Here is a 16,645-nt window from a genome sequence, read left to right on the forward strand (position 1 = left end):
GCAATCTGGACAATTTCTACATGCTGGCATTCATTATTCCAATCCAATATCAATACTGTCATCCATGGCATGAATGATCCGGATATCATCCTGATAATATATGTCATGATCTGGCAGTTCTTCATCCGTGAGATCCTTGAACATCCTGCCATGAATATTTCCCCAGTGATCATCATGGGCTGTATAGATCACATCGGCACGTACATCAGAGATGCTTGTCTGTGCAGTTCCGTCTGTTTCTGTTTTTGTGACCGTAACAGAGCCAATGAGTCCGGTTAATACGGATTCCGGTGTGCCGCCCATGGTGGTGTCCTGGGAAGAAATACCATTGCCAAGTGCATAGAAGACAACGGCATGATCACCGATGTGGGTGACCGGCTGGATGTTATGGGGATGGTTGCCGATGATGATATCTGCACCGGCATCTGCTAACTGCTGGGCAAGGGATAATTGTTCCTCGTCAGGCTGGCTTATGTATTCGGTTCCCCAGTGCATGGAGACAATCACGACATCTGCTTTCTGGTCTGCTTCTTTTACCCAGTCCAGCATCTTCTGCGGATCATCCCGATAACAATTCACCAGATATTCTTCGCCATCCGGGCATACATTGCCATTCATGCCATACGTCCATGCATTGAAGGCATAGGTAATGCCATTGCACTCATGCACATCAACCGCATCCTGCTCTGCCTGGGATTCGTTTGTACCTGCTGATATGACACCAGCTTTTGAACTCCAGTACGCATCACTGTTATGAATAGCCTGCTCTCCTCGATCCAGACAGTGATTATTTGCCTTGGACACCAGATTGAAGCCTTTGGATACCATATAATCACCAAATGCCTGCGGACCATTGAAGGTGGGAAAGTAGCTGATGCCTAGATGATCACCACCCAGAATGGATTCCTGATTGTAGAAGGCAAGATCGTACTCTTTGGCCTGATCTGTAATGTCATCAAACATACTGAAATCCCAACTGCCGTCTGCCTGCTGTGCCTGGGCCAGAAGCTGTTCCTGGGTGAGGGCATCCCCCAGCAGGAACAGACGGAAGGAATGCGTATTGCTTTCTGGTGAGGAAGAAGGAGATGAAGATGACTGTGCAGTCACCTGTTCCACTTCTTCTTTCTGATTACTGCCTGTACATGATCTGAACAGGAAAGTGCCTGTGATCAGGCAGGCACAGGCAAGTAATGAAACCTTGATGCTTTTACGCAGATGACGCTTCTTTTTCTTCTTGGACATGATGATCTCTCGTGCTCATTATATATAAGAAAGAGCAGGAATCCAGAAGAACAGAAGCATCACCGGAATAAATAAGGATACGGTATTATTGATCTTCTTCCGTGCAGATGTCACTTTTCTCAACAAATTTGATGATTTTTAGCTTCTCCACCCAAGCTGGCCTGAAAAAGGAAAGAAGAAAAGCCAGCACGATTTCTATAAGAAAAACGATCCATTCTCCGTATCTGGTAAAAACCATTTTCCCGGCAATTGCCCGTGATACGAAATCAAGTAATTTCATGACAATATATAATTCGATAAAGAAGAGCGGCCAATTATACTTCACAACAAAAGTTTTATGACAGCTGCCGCAGGTATATGTGTCCTTGGAAAACCGTTTCTTTGGTTTGTTGATATGCAGTTTTGCCCCGCAGTTCGGACATTTGAAGTTTGGATTGCGTCTCATATCATTCTTAATATTAATATTTATACATTTGGGAGGCAATCTTACAAGTGTATGGCGCTATTCTTAATGAGGGATGATCTGTCCGCCTATATGTTCCGATTGTGTAACCCTCCGGATAAACAAATTCATGATAAATAAGCCAACTGCAACTATTATGAACTTAGCTGTTTCTGCTGATATTTGCGTCATATGCGGTGTAATGTGTCCAGATATAACTGATTGTGAAAGATATGCATAATTTGAATAGCACGCTATGATGCAATAAGCATTTCTGATAATTTTGACTGAGTGCTATTCTTTTTCTGCAAGGAAAGTGAATGGTGATGCAGAAATGGCAGAAGCAGTGAAGGATACAAAAAGAGGCAGGGAATTGTTTACAGACCGTGATCTGAAGCATCTGATTCTGCCGTTCCTGGGGGAACAGCTGCTTGTTTCCCTGGTGGGAATTGCAGATGCGTTCATGGTGAGCTTTGCCGGTGAAGAGGCAGTGTCGGGCGTAACGCTGACCAATATGCTGGTGACGTTTTTCCTGTATGTGTTTACAGCTCTGGCATCCGGCGGGGCAGTCGTAGTCAGCCAGTATATTGGCAAGGGCAGCCGGGAAGAGTCAAATGATGCGGCCAGTCAGCTGCTGATGGTATCTGGCGTGATATCCGGCCTGTGCATGGTTCTGGTCCTGCTGTTCAACAGACCGTTGCTTTCACTGCTGTTTGGCAGAGTGGAGCCGGGTGTCATGGCAGCCTGCGTTACGTACCAGCGTATTGTTGCTCTGTCATTTCTGCCATTAGGCATTTACAATGCCGGGGCTGCTGTCTGCCGCAGCATCGGCCGCACATCGATCACAATGAAGATCTCCATTCTGGCCAACATCATTAATGTTGTCGGAAATTCCATCGGCATCTTTGTCCTGCATGCAGGTGTTGCCGGCGTTGCCTGGCCGACCTTTCTGTCCCGTCTTTTCTCTGCAGTTGCCGTCACCATGATCTGCTTTCACAGGGAACTGCCGGTATATTATGAAAACAGGCATATCTTCGCTTTTGAAGGTGATATGGTTCGCCGCATTCTTGGCATTGCCGTTCCCAACAGCATTGAAAACGGCATCTTCCAGCTGGTCAAAATCGTTCTCAGTACCATCCCGACAATGTTTGGCACTGCCCAGGTAGCTGCCAATGGCATTGCCCAGACCATCTGGTCGCTTGCCGCTTTGATGGTCATTACCATGGGACCAGTCTACATTACGGTCATCGGGCGGTGCATGGGTGCTGGTGATACTGAAGCAGCGGAATATTACTTCCGCAGGCTGAATAAAATCACGGTTGTTTCTGCAGTTGCCTGGAATGCGGTGATTCTTGCACTGACACCGCTGTTTATGAGAGTCTATCCGGTATCGGATGAAGTCAGGCACCTGGTTGTTATTCTGGTATTGATTCACAACCTGTTCAATGGCGCTGTCTGGCCATTTGGCGGTGCTCTGCCCAATGGTCTGCGGGCAGCCGGCGATGTGCGCTTCAATATGATTGTCTCCATCGCTTCGACAGTTCTGGTCAGATTTGTATTCTCTTGGGTGCTTGGCGTGCAGATGAAAATGGGTGTCATTGGCGTGGCGCTTGCCATGGCAATGGACTGGTGTGTGCGGGCTGTGATCTGCCTGTGGCGCTATAAGCAGGGTAAGTGGAAGACAATGACAGTGATACAATAAGAAAAAGATGAGGTAGAAGAATGGAACTGAGACTGCTGGAGTATTTCCTGATTACTGCCCGCGAGCAGAGTATGAACAGGGCTGCGCAGGTCATTCATATCTCGCAGCCTTCGCTGAGCCGGCAGATAGCCCAGCTGGAGAAGGAACTTGGCGTAACGCTGTTTGTGCGCAGCAGTCATGGCATCTGTCTGAGTGAAGAGGGCATTCTGCTGGAAAGAAGGGCACGGCAGATCCTGGATCTTGTGGATAAGACGCAGGAGGAGCTGCAGGACAGTGAAAGTCAGCTGGAGGGTACGATTGGGATCGGCTGTGGTGAGCTCAAGGCCATGAAGGAAGTGGCGCGGATGATGAAGGACTTCCAGAAGGCGCATCCCCGTGTGAAATTTAACGTGTTTACAGGAAGTGCGGATGATGTCAGTGAGCGTCTGCAGCGCGGCCTGCTTGACATGGCAGTTCTGCTGAAACCGGTGGATCTGACAAAATATGCCTATATCCAGTTGAAAAGCGCGGAGCAGTGCGGAGTGCTGATGAAAACGGATGATCCGCTTGCCCGGAAAACCGGCATTGAGGCAGCAGATCTGCTGCACAGGGAGCTGATCGTTCCATCCCGTCCGGAAGTGCTGAATGATCTGGAGCACTGGTTTGGCAGGTATTATCCGCAGATGCAGATCCGCTGTACAGACAACCTCGCTGTCAACAATGCCTATCTTGTGCAGGAAGGCGTCGGAATCTGCATCATGGTCAACAGCATCACCGAGCTGCTGGATCCTTCTCTCTTTGTTTTCAGGCCATTGAAGCCGGCTTTGTGCCAGGGCTGTGTTCTGGCATGGCCGAAGGATCTGCCGCTGTCCCTTGCTGGCAGAAAGATGATTGCACAGCTGAAGGAACAGTACAGCATGCAGGATCAGATTGAGGAAGCATCATAAAAAAGGAGAAGACAGGAGTATGAAAAAGATTGTTCAGACAGCAGGCCGGGATGCTTTGGGGGAGTTTGCACCGGATTTTGCTCATTTTAATGATGATGTTCTGTTTGGCGAGAATTGGAACAATACCGATATCGATGTCAAAACACGGTGTATTGTGACCGTGACGGCACTGATTGCCAGCGGGATTACGGACAGTTCGCTCGCCTATCATCTGCGCAATGCCAAAGCACATGGTGTTACCAGAAAGGAAATTGCTGCCATCATTACGCATATTGCCTTCTATGCCGGCTGGCCAAAGGCATGGGCAGCTTTTACGATTGCCAGGACAGTATGGGAAGAGGAAGCAGAGGAAGACAAAGATGCCTTCCAGAATGAGTCTTCTTTCCGATCGGAGAACCGAATGCTTTGTCAGCGTATTTCTCTGGCAGAAGCTGGCTGTCAACAATCTGTGAGAAGCCGTTTGCAATCTATAATGTAACGTTTGAGCCGGGCTGCCGCAACAACTGGCATATCCATCATGCAAAGCAGGGCGGCGGCCAGATCCTGATCTGTGTCGGGGGATCCGGCTGGTATCAGGAATGGGGAAAGGATGCCGTACAGCTGAAACCTGGCACGGTGATCACTATTGCCCCGGGGGTCAAGCACTGGCATGGCGCTGCCAGAGACAGCTGGATGGCCCATCTTGCCATTGAAGTGCCAGGCGTGGAAACTTCCAATGAGTGGTGTGAACCGGTCAGTGATGCGGATTACGGCAAGCTTCAGTAACAGAGCGAAGGGGACTGCAGAAATGCAGTTCTTTTTGATATTGGGCATTCTGTTTGGTTAAAAATGGCTTACCTGCGTATAATGTGAAAACAACGGAGGTTTACGATATGGAAAATCGTTATGATATTGCCGTGATCGGCACGGGGCCGGCTGGACTGGAGGCTGCCATTACTGCCAGAGTGCGCAATAAGAATGTGATTCTTTTTGGATCAAAGGATCTCAGCAATAAGATGCAGGTAGTCAAGCATCCGATTCTGAATTATCTTGGTCTGCCGTCGGTGACAGGAGAGCAGATGGCTGCTGCCTTTAACAAGCAGCTGGAAGAGCTTGGCATCACCATCACCGAAAAGCGAGTGACAAGTGTGTATGCAATGGGTGACTACTTCACTTTGCAGCTGGATGACAACACGATGGCAGAGGCCAGCACGGTCATCCTGGCAACAGGTGTGGTTGCCGGCAAGCCGTATCCTGGTGAAGAGAAGTTCCTGGGCAGAGGTGTCAGCTATTGTGCAACATGTGATGCGCCTTTATATAAAGGAAAGGATGTTGCGGTCATTGGCGGTTCAAAGAAGGAAGAAGCGGAGGCAGACTTCCTTGGTGAAGTGTGCTCCAGCGTAACGTACTTCCCGCTGTACAAGGATGAACCGGAATTCAAGAACAATGTCAAAGTTGTCAGAGAAATGCCGAAGGAAATCCGCGGTGAAAAGAAGACAGAGGCGCTTGTTACATCCGGTGGTGAATATCCGGTGGACTGTGTATTCATTCTGCGTGAGGCACAGTTCCCTGGCCAGCTTGTCCCGGGTCTTGAGACCGATGGCAATGCCGTCAAGGTAGACCTGCAGATGAAAACAAACATCCCGGGTCTGTTTGCGGCGGGTGATATTGCTGGGCGTCCCTACCAGTACATCAAGAGTGCCGGTCAGGGCAATATTGCTGCCCTGTCAGCAGTGGATTACCTGGCATCACTCAGGTAATGCATGCAGGAGTCTGTCTCCTGCTTTTTTTATGCGAGCTGAGTTTATTGTTCATGTTAGCTGTGACAAACTCTAGCATGATTTCAGACGCATGAGCTTTGAGGGGGGAGAATATGATCAAGACGCGTCTGATTCGATTGCTGAAGGCATTGGGAAAATATGTGGTGATGCAGGTGGTGTAGCAGTGGATTTCCCTGCATGCCCAGATCATGATTGTGACTAAGATTGCCGGTCTGATCGGGGTGTATGGCAGCACCGGGTGACACAGAGGACTGTTGTATCGGCAGCTGCCAGAAAGGCAAGCATTCATGACTTCATTATGCGTCTGCCTGATGGCTATGACACCAATGTTGGTGAGCTTGGTGATACATTGTCGGATGGTGAAAAGCAGAGGATTGGCCTGACCAGGGCATTCCTGCATGATGCTGCCTTCATCCTGCTGGATGAGCCGACAAGCAATCTGGATGCACTGAATGAAGGCATCATCCTGAAATCATTGGCGATGGAAAAAGAGGGAAAGACGATTGTTCTTGTCTCCCACCGCAAATCTACTTTATCCATTACTGACCATATCTATGAGATGGAAAAGGGCAGGCTGGAAACAACCGGATCTTCAGAGCAGGCATAAACCTGCTTTTTTTGCATGGCATTCATTCAGGATGAATTGCAAACGCTCACAATGAAATTATTTTCTGAAAAATAATAAGAATATGTGTAAATAATGTTATAATCATGCCGTTTCATTAATAAAGGGGATGAAATGATGGATAAGAAATTTTCTACAAAGTCAATTGTCGCTACGGGTCTTGGTGCAGCTGTTTTCCTTGTGCTGTTCATGTTTGTCAAGATCCCTTCTCCGGTACCGGAGACCAACCTGCAGATTGCCTATGGCATCTCTGGTTTCTTCGCTGCCCTGTATGGTCCTCTGTGCGGCTTCCTGGTTGCCTTCATCGGCCATGCACTGAATGACTTTATTGCCTATGGCAGCCCATGGTGGAGCTGGATTGTTGCTTCTGGTCTGAGTGCTTTGATCACAGGTCTTTGCGCCAAGAAGATTGCGCCGCAGGTTGAGGATGGCAAGTTCTCCGGCAAGGAAGCAGGCACATTTGTGCTGTACACCGTGATTGCTCATGCAGTCAGCTGGATCGTTGTGGCACCGGTTCTGGATATTGTCATTTATGGTGAATCTGCCAAGCTGGTCTTTGCCCAGGGTGCCATTGCCTTTGTGACAGATGCCATCACAGCTGCTGTGGTTGGCTTACTGCTGCTGAAGGCATACAGTGCAACCAAGGTTTCCAAGGGATCTCTTGCAAAAAACAAGTAAGTAACAGCATTTCAGTTTCATGCAGGAACATTGCCCTCTTTAGGGCTGTGTTCCTTTTGTGGTTTTAAGGAGTATGCAAATGGATAACGATGTCATCATAGAATTCCGGCATTTCAGTTTTCAGTATTATGCCCAGGCAGAGCCAACCCTGCATGATATCAATCTGAAAATCCACCGGGGTGAAAAGATTCTGATTGCCGGGCCAAGCGGCAGTGGGAAAAGCACGCTTGGCAATTGTATCAACGGCCTGATCCCCAATGCCTACCGGGGTGAGATGAAAGGCGATCTGATCATTGATGGCATCCAATGTCCTGCTTCTTTATTTGCTTTGTCACAGAAAGTCGGCACGGTGCTGCAGGACAGCGACGGCCAGTTCATCGGTCTTTCGGTTGGCGAAGACATTGCCTTTGCTTTAGAGAATGACCGCATTGGACAGGATGAGATGAAGCAGAGAGTCGCAAAGATCGCAGCCAGTGTCGGCCTTTCGGATCTATTGCATCAGAATCCGCATGAACTTTCCGGCGGTCAGAAACAAAGATGTTCCATGGCTGGTGTCATGGTGGATGATGTCGATATCCTGCTGTTTGATGAACCTCTGGCCAACCTCGATCCATTGACAGGCAGAACTGCCATTGAGCTGATCAATGATCTGTGCAGAGATGGCAAGACGGTCATCATCATTGAACACCGCCTGGAGGATGTGCTGCACTGTCCGGTGGACCGCATCGTACTGGTCAATGATGGCAGAATTGTCATGGATGATACGCCGGCAAACCTTCTGTCTGCCGATGTGCTTGGAAAATACGGCATCCGGGAACCACTGTATCTGACCGCATGCCGCTATGCCGGTGTAAAGATCACGGAGGATATGCATCCGGAATCACTGCAGACGATGGACCTGACACAGGCAAAGCCCAGCCTGGCAGCCTGGTTCCATCAGAATGCTTCCAATCCATCCCAGCCAGAAAGAGAACCTCTGCTGAACATCAGCCACATTTCTTTCAGCTATGATGGCATCAAGCCAATTCTTTCGGATGTATCTGCGGTTGTCCACAAAGGTGAGATGTTAAGCATCGTCGGTAAAAACGGTGCCGGCAAATCTACCTTGTCCAAGATCTTGACTGGCTTTATCAAGCCAGATGCCGGTACGGTCACAATGGAAGGCACCGACTTATCCCAGTACACCATTTCCGAGCGTTCTGCCTTCGTCGGCATCGTTCTGCAGGATCCCAACCAGATGATCTCCAAGACGGGCATCTTTGATGAGGTGGCTTTAGGGTTGAGAATCAGAGGCGTGGATGAGAAGAAAGTGGATGAAAGAGTCACGCGTGTATTGCAGATCTGCGGATTGTCTGAGTTTAAAAACTGGCCGATCAGTGCCTTGAGCTATGGACAGAAGAAACGGGTGACCATTGCGTCTATTCTGGTATTGAATCCAAAAGTATTGATTCTGGATGAGCCTACGGCCGGCCAGGACTACTATCATTACAGCGAAATCATGGAATTTCTGAAGAGTCTGAATGAACAGGGACAGACGATCATTCTGATCACGCATGACATGCATCTGATGCTGGAATATACACCAAGGGCAATTGTATTGTGCGATGGAAAGATTCTGGCAGACGGGCCTTCCTATCAGATTCTTTCCAATAGAGAACTGAGTGAGAAAGCCAATCTGAAGATTACATCCCTGTATGAGCTGGCTGAGAAAGCCGGTATTGATCAGCCTCAGGAATTTGTGAAGTGCTTTATTGAATATGACCGCAGGGCCAGAAAGGAAATGACAAGATGAATCTGAAACTGAAAACATTCTCCTATGCCCAGCTGAATACCTTCCTGCACAGGCTGAGCGGCGTGACCAAACTGATCTGTTTCCTGCTTCTGACAAGTGCCGTCATGTTTACCTATGACATTCGTGTCATCCTGAGCATCATGGTCATGTCACTCATACTCATGAAGATTGCAAAGATCCGCTTCTCTCAGGTGCGAATCATGTATATCTATGTCTTCATCTTTCTGATTGCCAACTTCTTTCTCACTTTCCTGTTTGATCCCCAGTATGGTGTCAGAATCTATGGCACAAAGCATATTCTGTTCACCATTGCCGGCAGTTACATCGTCACCCAGGAACAGCTGTTCTATGAGATTTCCAAGTTCTGCAAGTATCTCAGTGTCATTCCGCTTGGCATCATCTTTGTTCTGACAACCAATCCGAGTGAATTCGCCTCATCGCTCAATGGCATCGGCATCAGCTACAAGGTCGGCACAGCCCTGTCTTTGACGCTGCGCTATTTCCCGGATGTGGCCGGTGACTATGAGACGATCAAGATGGCCCAGGAAGCCCGCGGTCTGGATATGTCCAGGAAAGCAAGCATGGGTTCCCGTCTGAAAAACTCTTCTGCCATTCTTTCCCCGTTGATCATGACAACCATGGACCGCATTGATCTGATCTCCAATGCCATGGATCTGCGCGGCTTTGGCAAACATAAGAAAAGAACGTGGTATGTCAGAAAGCCATTGACCAAAGAAGACTATCTCAGCATTGTCATCAGTGCCCTTGTCTTATTCGGCGCTTTGTATGTTCGTTTCTTCATCAACCATTCCTATTTCTATAATCCATTCATCAAATAACAGGAGGTATCTATCATGTCATCCATCATTTCTCCGATTCAGGAAATGCTCGTATTTCAGACCGACTTTGGCTATAAGGATTCAACCGTGGCTGCCATGTATGGGGTCGTCAAGAGTGTCGACCGCCATATTGAGATCATTGACAGCACCCATGAACTGCCTCAATTTGATATCTGGAGTGCATCCTACCGCCTGTGGCAGGCAATGCGTTTCTGGCCAAAGGGAACCATCTTCGTGGCAGTAACTGATCCTGGGGTCGGCACCGCCAGAAAGGCATGTGTATGCTATACAAAAGACGGCTATTACATCGTCACGCCGGACAACGGTTCTTTAACACATGTGGCAAAGTACAACGGTATTCAGGAAATCAGGGAGATTGATGAAACAATCAATCGCCTGCATCATGCCGGTACCGATGAGACATCTGTCTTCCATGGCAGAGATTTGTTTGGCTATTGTGCTGCCCGTCTGGCGGCCGGCATCATCGACTTTGAACAGGTTGGACCTGCCTATGATCCAGCTGATGTTGTGAAACTGCCCATGCCGCAGGCCAAGTACTGTGATCAGAAAGCTGCTGGGATGATTGAGATCGATGATCCCAACTTTGGCAATCTGTTTACCAACATCGATACCAACGCGCTTCTTGCCCATGGCTTTGCGTATGGAAAGAAGATTCATGTCATCATCCGTCATGGTGATGATGTTGTCTTTGACAGAGATCTGCCGTTTGAAAAGTCCTTTGGCATGGTGAACAAGGATGAGCCGCTGGCTTATAACAATGAGCTCATGAATCTCAGTTTTGCCGTATCACAGGGCTCCTTTGTCAACACGTTCCATGTCGGATTTGGCAGTGAATGGACCGTTGAGGTAACGGCATGAAACCAAGTATTGTCCTGCAGACAGATTTTTCTTTGTCCTGGTCTGCGGTATCTGAGATGAAGGGCGTGATCCGCATGGTGGACCATGATGTCGAGATTGTAGACAGCTGTCATGAGATCCGCCAGTTTGATCCGTTTGAGGCATCACTTGCTTTGGAAACCATTGAGCCATACTGGCCTAAAGGCACGATCTTTGTCTCAGTCGTGGATCCAGATGTTGGTACAGACCGAAGGGCATGTGCGGCGCTTTTGAATGATGGCAGTATTGTCATCACACCGGATAACGGCTCATTGACACATCTGAAATATTCTGTCGGCATCAAAGAAGTGCGCCAGATTGATGAACGCATCAACCGGTACCATGGTCCGCATGAGGCAGCCGTTTTTGATGGCAGAGACTTGTTTGGCTATTGTGCCGCGAAGCTGTCTGCCGGCATCATTACCTATGAGCAGATTGGTCCTGCCTATCCGGTCAGTGAGGTAGTGGAATGCGAAGAGTATCATCTGAAACCAGAGCTGAAAGACAATGTGCTTTCGTGCTTTGTGATGACAGGACTGCCTCACTTTGGCGGCATTCAGTTCAATGTGGACAATGCAATGTGGCGCCGTCTGGAGATTCCAACTGGCACATTGATTCATGTGGTGATTTCACATTCCGGGCATTGTGTCTTTGATCAGAATGTGGTCTATGCCAGAAGCTTTGGCTATGTCAAACAAGGCGAACCCGTGCTGTACTGCGGTTCCTCCGGCTATCTGAGTCTGGATTGCAACAAGGATAACTTCATGGCGAAGTATGGCGTTTCCTTTGGTAAAGACTGGCAGATACAGCTGCGATTGTCCTGATTTTCTGTCTCTGCGCGGTATGATAGCAGTGTAGATGCTGCGACACACCTTGTTGACAGCAGGGAGCATGTTATGAATGAGCTTTCAGCATTTCATCAGTTTTATGATGATATGATTCATGGTATATGCATTGTCCGGACAGATGGCACAGATGCGATTGTGTATGCAAACAAACGTATGCTGGCGATGTATGACTGTCAGACAGAGAAGGAATTTCTTGCTCTGGCAGAGGGACATGTGCAGGGTTTGTTTTTTGAAGGGGATGACCAGCTGGACTGGAAAGCATTTCTGACCACGGGTGGGCATGCGCATGTGACGTATCAGACTTTACAGAAGTATATGCGTTCTGCTGAGTGTGCTTTTCGTCCTGTGACGTTTGGCAGTCAGACGTATATTCTTGTTCAGATGATGAATCTGGAGGTTGCTCTGCAGGCACACAATGTGGATGACCTGACTGGCTTTCCGGCAGTTTCCAGGTTTTATCAGCAAGCGCTTGAACTGGCCAGAAAGAAGCTGGAAGATGGCAGCTTTACGCAAATGTGTCCGGTAAGATTCAATATTGCCAATTTCCGGGGCTTTAACCGTGAATATGGCATTGATGCCGGTGACCGCTGCCTTGGCTATGTGGCAGCCCAGCTGAAGCGGGTGTTTCCTGATGGTCTGTTCAGCCGGGCAGACGCGGATAATTTTGTGGCACTGCTGCCAAGGAAGGATCTTCAGGATAAGATTGATGAAGTGTGTACTGCCGTCAATCATTATCTGGGGCAGAGAAGTTTTGCCATGAAGGCAGGCATTGTCGTATTTGACAGTGATGCGCCTTCTGATGTCATCCGCCATTCTTTTGATATGGCAAAGATTGCCTGTGACAGCATCAAGAATGATGGTGAGCACTCCTGGGCTGTATTCAGGAAAGAGATGGAGAGGCAGCTGGAAATGAGCCGCTTCGTTCTGGATCATTTTGACCAGGCTCTGGAGAAGGGCTATATCAAAGTGTACTATCAGCCGGTGATCCGTACTTTTTCAGGACGGATGTGCTCGGCAGAGGCACTGGCAAGGTGGGAGGATCCGCAGCTTGGCATGATTTCTCCGGAGATCTTTGTGCCGGTTCTGGAACATGCCAGAAGGATCGGCCGTCTGGATCAGTATATGATTGAGCATACCGTGCAGAGTCTGCATGATATGCTTGCCAGCGGCAGGGCGGCTGTGCCGGTATCCCTGAATCTGTCTCAGCTTGACTTTGATCTGATTCAGCCGCTGAAGTGTCTGAATGAAGCCTGTGCGAAGTATCAGGTGCCGCATCACTACTTTCATGTAGAAATTACAGAACGGGTGCTGGCTGAGAATCAGCAGCACATGGCCAGCATCATTCGCGGCTTCCATGAGGATGGCTATGAAGTCTGGCTTGATGATTTTGGCTCTGCGTATTCTTCTCTGAAATCACTGAATCGGTTTTCTTTCAATCTGATCAAGCTGGATATGGATTTCTTCCGCAGCTTTGATGCGCGCAGCCGGGATATCATCACCAGTATTGTCAGTATGGCCAAGCGTCTTGGCATTCATACCCTTGCCGAGGGCGTGGAGACGCAGGAACATCTCGATTTTTTGAAAGAGATTGGCTGTGAACGGATTCAGGGGTATTACTACAGTGCACCGGTGCCGCTGCTGTCCCTGGGGGATGTGCTGGCCAGAAAGATGGTGACGCTGGAAACGGGGCTGGAAGCTTCTGTCTATAGCAGGGCTGGCCTGCAGGACATCATTGACAATGATCCGTCCGCTCTGTTTCTGTGTGAGAATGGAACCGTACGGATGCTGGCAGGAAATGCGGCTTTCCGTCAGGAACTGAAAGAGATTGGCATCAGTATCTCTGATGCACAGAATGGTACGCTGCTGGCTGGCAATCATACGTCAAAGCAGAGGGTAATGCAGTATCTGAAGAGTGTGTTTTCCGGGCCTGAAGAGCCGTACCTGTTTGTGGATAATGGCCATTATCTGAGACTGCAGGCTGAATTTGTGTCAGGTGTTTCCGGTTTCTGGGTTTTCCGGGCAAGCCTGCTGAACCTCAGTCTGGAAGATCAGATGGCAGGCAGCAGGCAGGAACGTTACCTGATGCAGACAGGACCACTGTTTGACGGCATGTATCTGATGGATCTGCAGAAAAATGAAATCAGGGTGATTCAATGTGTGCATCCCAGGGTTTCCGTTGGCCAGGTATTCCCGGATATAGCTGAATCCTTTGCTTCTTTCAGCAATGAGCTAGTTTATCTGGATGATCAGGAGCGCTTTCTGAAGTTTATTTCTGCTGCCCGTCTGGAGGCGGCTCTGTCTGCCTCGCAGTCCGGATATATCCAGGATGTATTCCGGATCCGCCGGGAAGATGGCAATTACCGCTGGACGATGTTTTCTGTGGTGAATGCAGATGATCCTGCCGGCAGGAAGCTGCTGCTGTGTGAACAGAAAGTATTCTTTGAACTGGAACAGGGACCGCAACAGCAGCCGCTGTTTGTATCCTCTCTGCATCCGGCGTGGACGCAGGATCAGGAAGTTCTGCATCAGTATATCCGGGATGCAGGCTTGCTGAATGCATTTTACCGGTTTGGCGGCATTCCGCTGTTCTGGAAAGATACAGAGGGAAGATTTCTGGATGTCAATCAGGAGATGCTTGACGTGCTTGGTCTGAAGCAGCGTCATGATGTCATTGGCAGAACTGCTGAGGAACTTGGCGTATTTGTGGATGCAGGCATGATCAGTGAGAGAGAACACCGGGTGCTGAGCCATGGTGAAACGGTGCATTTCAGTGCTCTGACGGTGTGTGACGGCATCAGCAGAACGGTGCCGGTTTGTGTCTTTCCATGGTATTATGACAGTTATATCGGCGGCACTGCCGGCGTGGTCCTGAAGGATGAGGCTGAGAAAGAGCAGTCATTTTTAAAGGATGCTGCTACTGGCTTCCTGAATGATTATGGTGCTTTACTGACGGGGAATGCTCTGGATAGGGCACTGCGCAGCAATGAGGCGGATTACACTGCCATTCTTCTTTCCCTGCGTGGCTTTGACCATCTGATCAGAGTCTTTGGAAAAGAATTCAGCCGCAGGGTTCTTAAGGCAATTGCCGGCGTTATCCGCCAGAGTTCTCTGGATGCAAGGGCGATCTGCGCTTATCTGAATCAGGGCAGGATTCTGCTGCTGGGTGTTCAGGAGATAGCTGCGGGCTTGATCATCTCCGCACAGACGATTCTGGAGCGTATTCAGCAGCTGAATGAAGTGGATGGCGTCGAGTGTCATTTTACTGTGGATCTGTCCATTGCATCTGGCTCTGAGGCAGACAGTTTCACCGGGCTGCTGGGTCTGCTGCACCAGAGGTGCGGACAGAGTATGTCTGCACAGCTGAATCAGACAGAGAAGCATCAGGGGATTACCTTCCCGCTGGCTGCCCTGGATGATGCCCAGGAAAGAATCTGCCTGATTGATCGGGAAAATGAAGAACTGGTGTATCTTAACAAGGCGATGCGGCGCGATCTGAATCTGCCTGCAGATTATGATCCCGCTGGTTCCAGATGCTATGAGATTCTGCAGGGACGCAATACACCCTGTGAGCATTGTATGCTGAATACACTGGCTGAGAATACCATGACCAGTCGCCGTATCTTTTTCCGCAATGCCAGTGAGGCTTATAATACCCGCGATTTGCTTGTGCAGTGGAAGGGAAGAAGCCTGCGGATGAGCATCTGCTTCCCGGATGACGACGGCCGTTCTGCGCAGGTCAGCAGAATGCTGCATGATGAAATATGGGCCAGTGAAGCCATTGCCTCTGGCATGGGAGAAAAGAATACATCTGCCGGCATACAGAAGACAGTGGATGAAATCGGAAAGAATCTGCAGGCGGAGCATCTGCTTGTCTTTGAAGAGCGGGCAGATGGAACGGTATGCTGTACGTATGAATGGTGTGCAGCGGATTCTCCTGCTTTGAAGAACGAACTGCAGAGCGTGCTGATGAGCAGGCTTGTTCCTCTGTACAGGATGCTGGAGACAAACAAAGTTGTCATGATTGCCGATTATCCGTCATTCTTTCAGGAACATCCGGATTTCTGGCTGCCAGGCTACGAAATCCGCAATGTGATTTCCGGCCATCTGGTCAATGCCGGGGGATCGGTCGGCTTTACACTTGTACTGAATGCCTATGAGGAAAACTTCCATCAGGCCGGCTATATTCTTTCTACACTGACAGACTTCCTGTCGGTGATGATCCAGAACCGCAACAATATTTCTGAGGCACTTTCCCACAGTCTGCGTGATCCCATGACGGGTGTATTGAACCGGGCCGGCCTGGCAAAGTATCTTTCCACAAGGAAACGACAGGAAACGGCAGCGTTCATCAGTGGTGATATCAATGGCCTCAAGGAAGAGAATGACCGGCATGGCCATCTCTCTGGCGATCATCTGATCTGCAGCATTTCAGACATTCTTGTCAGCTTTGCAGATAAGGATCATGTGATCCGCATGGGCGGTGATGAATTTCTGATGATAAAGGAAGGCATGGATGATGCCGGAGCACGGGATCTGATCCAAAGGATCAAGAATACATGCCAGACGGAAGGATACAGCATTGCGCTTGGCTATACCATTCACAGTGGCTCTATCAGCAATATGGATGATATTGTCAGAAAGGCAGATAGGGCCATGTATGAGGACAAGGGACATTACTATCATCGCCGTCGGAGCGATTCTCCTTTTGACAGACGCAAACATGAATGAAAATGGGCTGCTGTCTGGCTGTCAGATAGGATGGCGGACTGCGTGCAGCCTTTTTGTGCTTGCACGGATAGATATACAGCGAAAATATGTGTAATCACAAAAAATGAGCTGTAACAGCTTATTCAACTGTTACAGCCCCTTTGAAGCCCGGTTTCCTGCAGCCGGG

Annotated in this window: 11 protein-coding genes and 2 pseudogenes; 11 read left to right on the forward strand and 2 right to left on the reverse strand. The window is 49.1% G+C overall.

What is annotated here, in order from left to right; genetic code table 11:
- Positions 1-33 precede the first annotated feature (33 nt).
- Entirely contained in the window at positions 34-1,242 is a 1,209-nt protein-coding gene (locus tag MOZ60_RS02225) for a CapA family protein (RefSeq protein WP_370595482.1), read from the reverse strand.
- An 85-nt stretch (positions 1,243-1,327) separates the two neighbouring features.
- Positions 1,328-1,687: a hypothetical protein gene (locus tag MOZ60_RS02230; RefSeq protein ID WP_370595483.1), complete on the reverse strand. Its 360-nt coding sequence runs from the start codon at positions 1,685-1,687 to the stop codon at positions 1,328-1,330.
- A 331-nt stretch (positions 1,688-2,018) separates the two neighbouring features.
- Between MOZ60_RS02230 and MOZ60_RS02235 the strand changes: the two genes are divergently transcribed.
- The 11 genes and pseudogenes from MOZ60_RS02235 (at position 2,019) to MOZ60_RS02290 (ending at position 16,479) form a co-directional block, all read left to right on the forward strand.
- Complete coding sequence (locus MOZ60_RS02235) at positions 2,019-3,386, forward strand: MATE family efflux transporter (protein WP_370595484.1); 1,368 nt, start codon at positions 2,019-2,021, stop codon at positions 3,384-3,386.
- A 20-nt stretch (positions 3,387-3,406) separates the two neighbouring features.
- A complete protein-coding gene (locus MOZ60_RS02240; protein WP_370595485.1) occupies positions 3,407-4,312 on the forward strand; it encodes a LysR family transcriptional regulator in 906 nt (301 codons plus the stop codon).
- Between the two features lie 19 nt (positions 4,313-4,331).
- Positions 4,332-5,077 (forward strand): annotated as a pseudogene (locus tag MOZ60_RS11545) (carboxymuconolactone decarboxylase family protein).
- A 107-nt stretch (positions 5,078-5,184) separates the two neighbouring features.
- Entirely contained in the window at positions 5,185-6,051 is an 867-nt protein-coding gene (locus MOZ60_RS02255; RefSeq protein WP_277645649.1) for an NAD(P)/FAD-dependent oxidoreductase, read from the forward strand.
- A 277-nt stretch (positions 6,052-6,328) separates the two neighbouring features.
- Positions 6,329-6,679: pseudogene (locus MOZ60_RS02260) on the forward strand (ATP-binding cassette domain-containing protein); the annotation flags it as partial.
- Between the two features lie 135 nt (positions 6,680-6,814).
- The gene (locus tag MOZ60_RS02265) at positions 6,815-7,375 is read left to right on the forward strand and encodes an ECF-type riboflavin transporter substrate-binding protein (RefSeq protein ID WP_370595488.1); all 561 of its coding nucleotides are present in this window, start codon (positions 6,815-6,817) and stop codon (positions 7,373-7,375) included.
- A 79-nt stretch (positions 7,376-7,454) separates the two neighbouring features.
- A complete protein-coding gene (locus tag MOZ60_RS02270; protein WP_370595489.1) occupies positions 7,455-9,167 on the forward strand; it encodes an ABC transporter ATP-binding protein in 1,713 nt (570 codons plus the stop codon).
- Positions 9,164-10,006 carry an energy-coupling factor transporter transmembrane component T family protein gene (locus MOZ60_RS02275; protein WP_370595490.1) on the forward strand — a complete coding sequence of 281 codons (843 nt, stop codon included), beginning with the start codon at positions 9,164-9,166 and terminating at the stop codon, positions 10,004-10,006. The genes MOZ60_RS02270 and MOZ60_RS02275 overlap by 4 nt, the downstream gene beginning before the upstream one ends.
- 15 nt (positions 10,007-10,021) lie before the next feature.
- Positions 10,022-10,885 carry an SAM hydrolase/SAM-dependent halogenase family protein gene (locus MOZ60_RS02280; protein WP_370595491.1) on the forward strand — a complete coding sequence of 288 codons (864 nt, stop codon included), beginning with the start codon at positions 10,022-10,024 and terminating at the stop codon, positions 10,883-10,885.
- Positions 10,882-11,727 carry an SAM hydrolase/SAM-dependent halogenase family protein gene (locus MOZ60_RS02285; protein ID WP_370595492.1) on the forward strand — a complete coding sequence of 282 codons (846 nt, stop codon included), beginning with the start codon at positions 10,882-10,884 and terminating at the stop codon, positions 11,725-11,727. Before MOZ60_RS02280 ends, MOZ60_RS02285 begins: the two co-directional genes overlap by 4 nt.
- Positions 11,728-11,799: 72 nt before the next feature.
- Entirely contained in the window at positions 11,800-16,479 is a 4,680-nt protein-coding gene (locus tag MOZ60_RS02290) for an EAL domain-containing protein (RefSeq protein ID WP_370595493.1), read from the forward strand.
- Positions 16,480-16,645: the final 166 nt, after the last annotated feature.

The sequence above is a fragment of the Grylomicrobium aquisgranense genome (genome assembly GCF_033971865.1).
In the GTDB taxonomy this organism is placed as follows: domain Bacteria; phylum Bacillota_I; class Bacilli_A; order Erysipelotrichales; family Erysipelotrichaceae; genus Bulleidia; species Bulleidia massiliensis.

Coding starts and splice junctions, on each gene's coding strand:
- MOZ60_RS02285 (WP_370595492.1), top strand. CDS start 10,882: ATGAAACCAAGTATTGTCCTGCAGACAGATTTTTCTTTGTCCTGGTCT.
- MOZ60_RS02230 (WP_370595483.1), bottom strand. CDS start 1,687: ATGAGACGCAATCCAAACTTCAAATGTCCGAACTGCGGGGCAAAACTG.
- MOZ60_RS02240 (WP_370595485.1), top strand. CDS start 3,407: ATGGAACTGAGACTGCTGGAGTATTTCCTGATTACTGCCCGCGAGCAG.
- MOZ60_RS02275 (WP_370595490.1), top strand. CDS start 9,164: ATGAATCTGAAACTGAAAACATTCTCCTATGCCCAGCTGAATACCTTC.
- MOZ60_RS02280 (WP_370595491.1), top strand. CDS start 10,022: ATGTCATCCATCATTTCTCCGATTCAGGAAATGCTCGTATTTCAGACC.
- MOZ60_RS02270 (WP_370595489.1), top strand. CDS start 7,455: ATGGATAACGATGTCATCATAGAATTCCGGCATTTCAGTTTTCAGTAT.
- MOZ60_RS02225 (WP_370595482.1), bottom strand. CDS start 1,242: ATGTCCAAGAAGAAAAAGAAGCGTCATCTGCGTAAAAGCATCAAGGTT.
- MOZ60_RS02235 (WP_370595484.1), top strand. CDS start 2,019: ATGGCAGAAGCAGTGAAGGATACAAAAAGAGGCAGGGAATTGTTTACA.
- MOZ60_RS02265 (WP_370595488.1), top strand. CDS start 6,815: ATGGATAAGAAATTTTCTACAAAGTCAATTGTCGCTACGGGTCTTGGT.
- MOZ60_RS02290 (WP_370595493.1), top strand. CDS start 11,800: ATGAATGAGCTTTCAGCATTTCATCAGTTTTATGATGATATGATTCAT.
- MOZ60_RS02255 (WP_277645649.1), top strand. CDS start 5,185: ATGGAAAATCGTTATGATATTGCCGTGATCGGCACGGGGCCGGCTGGA.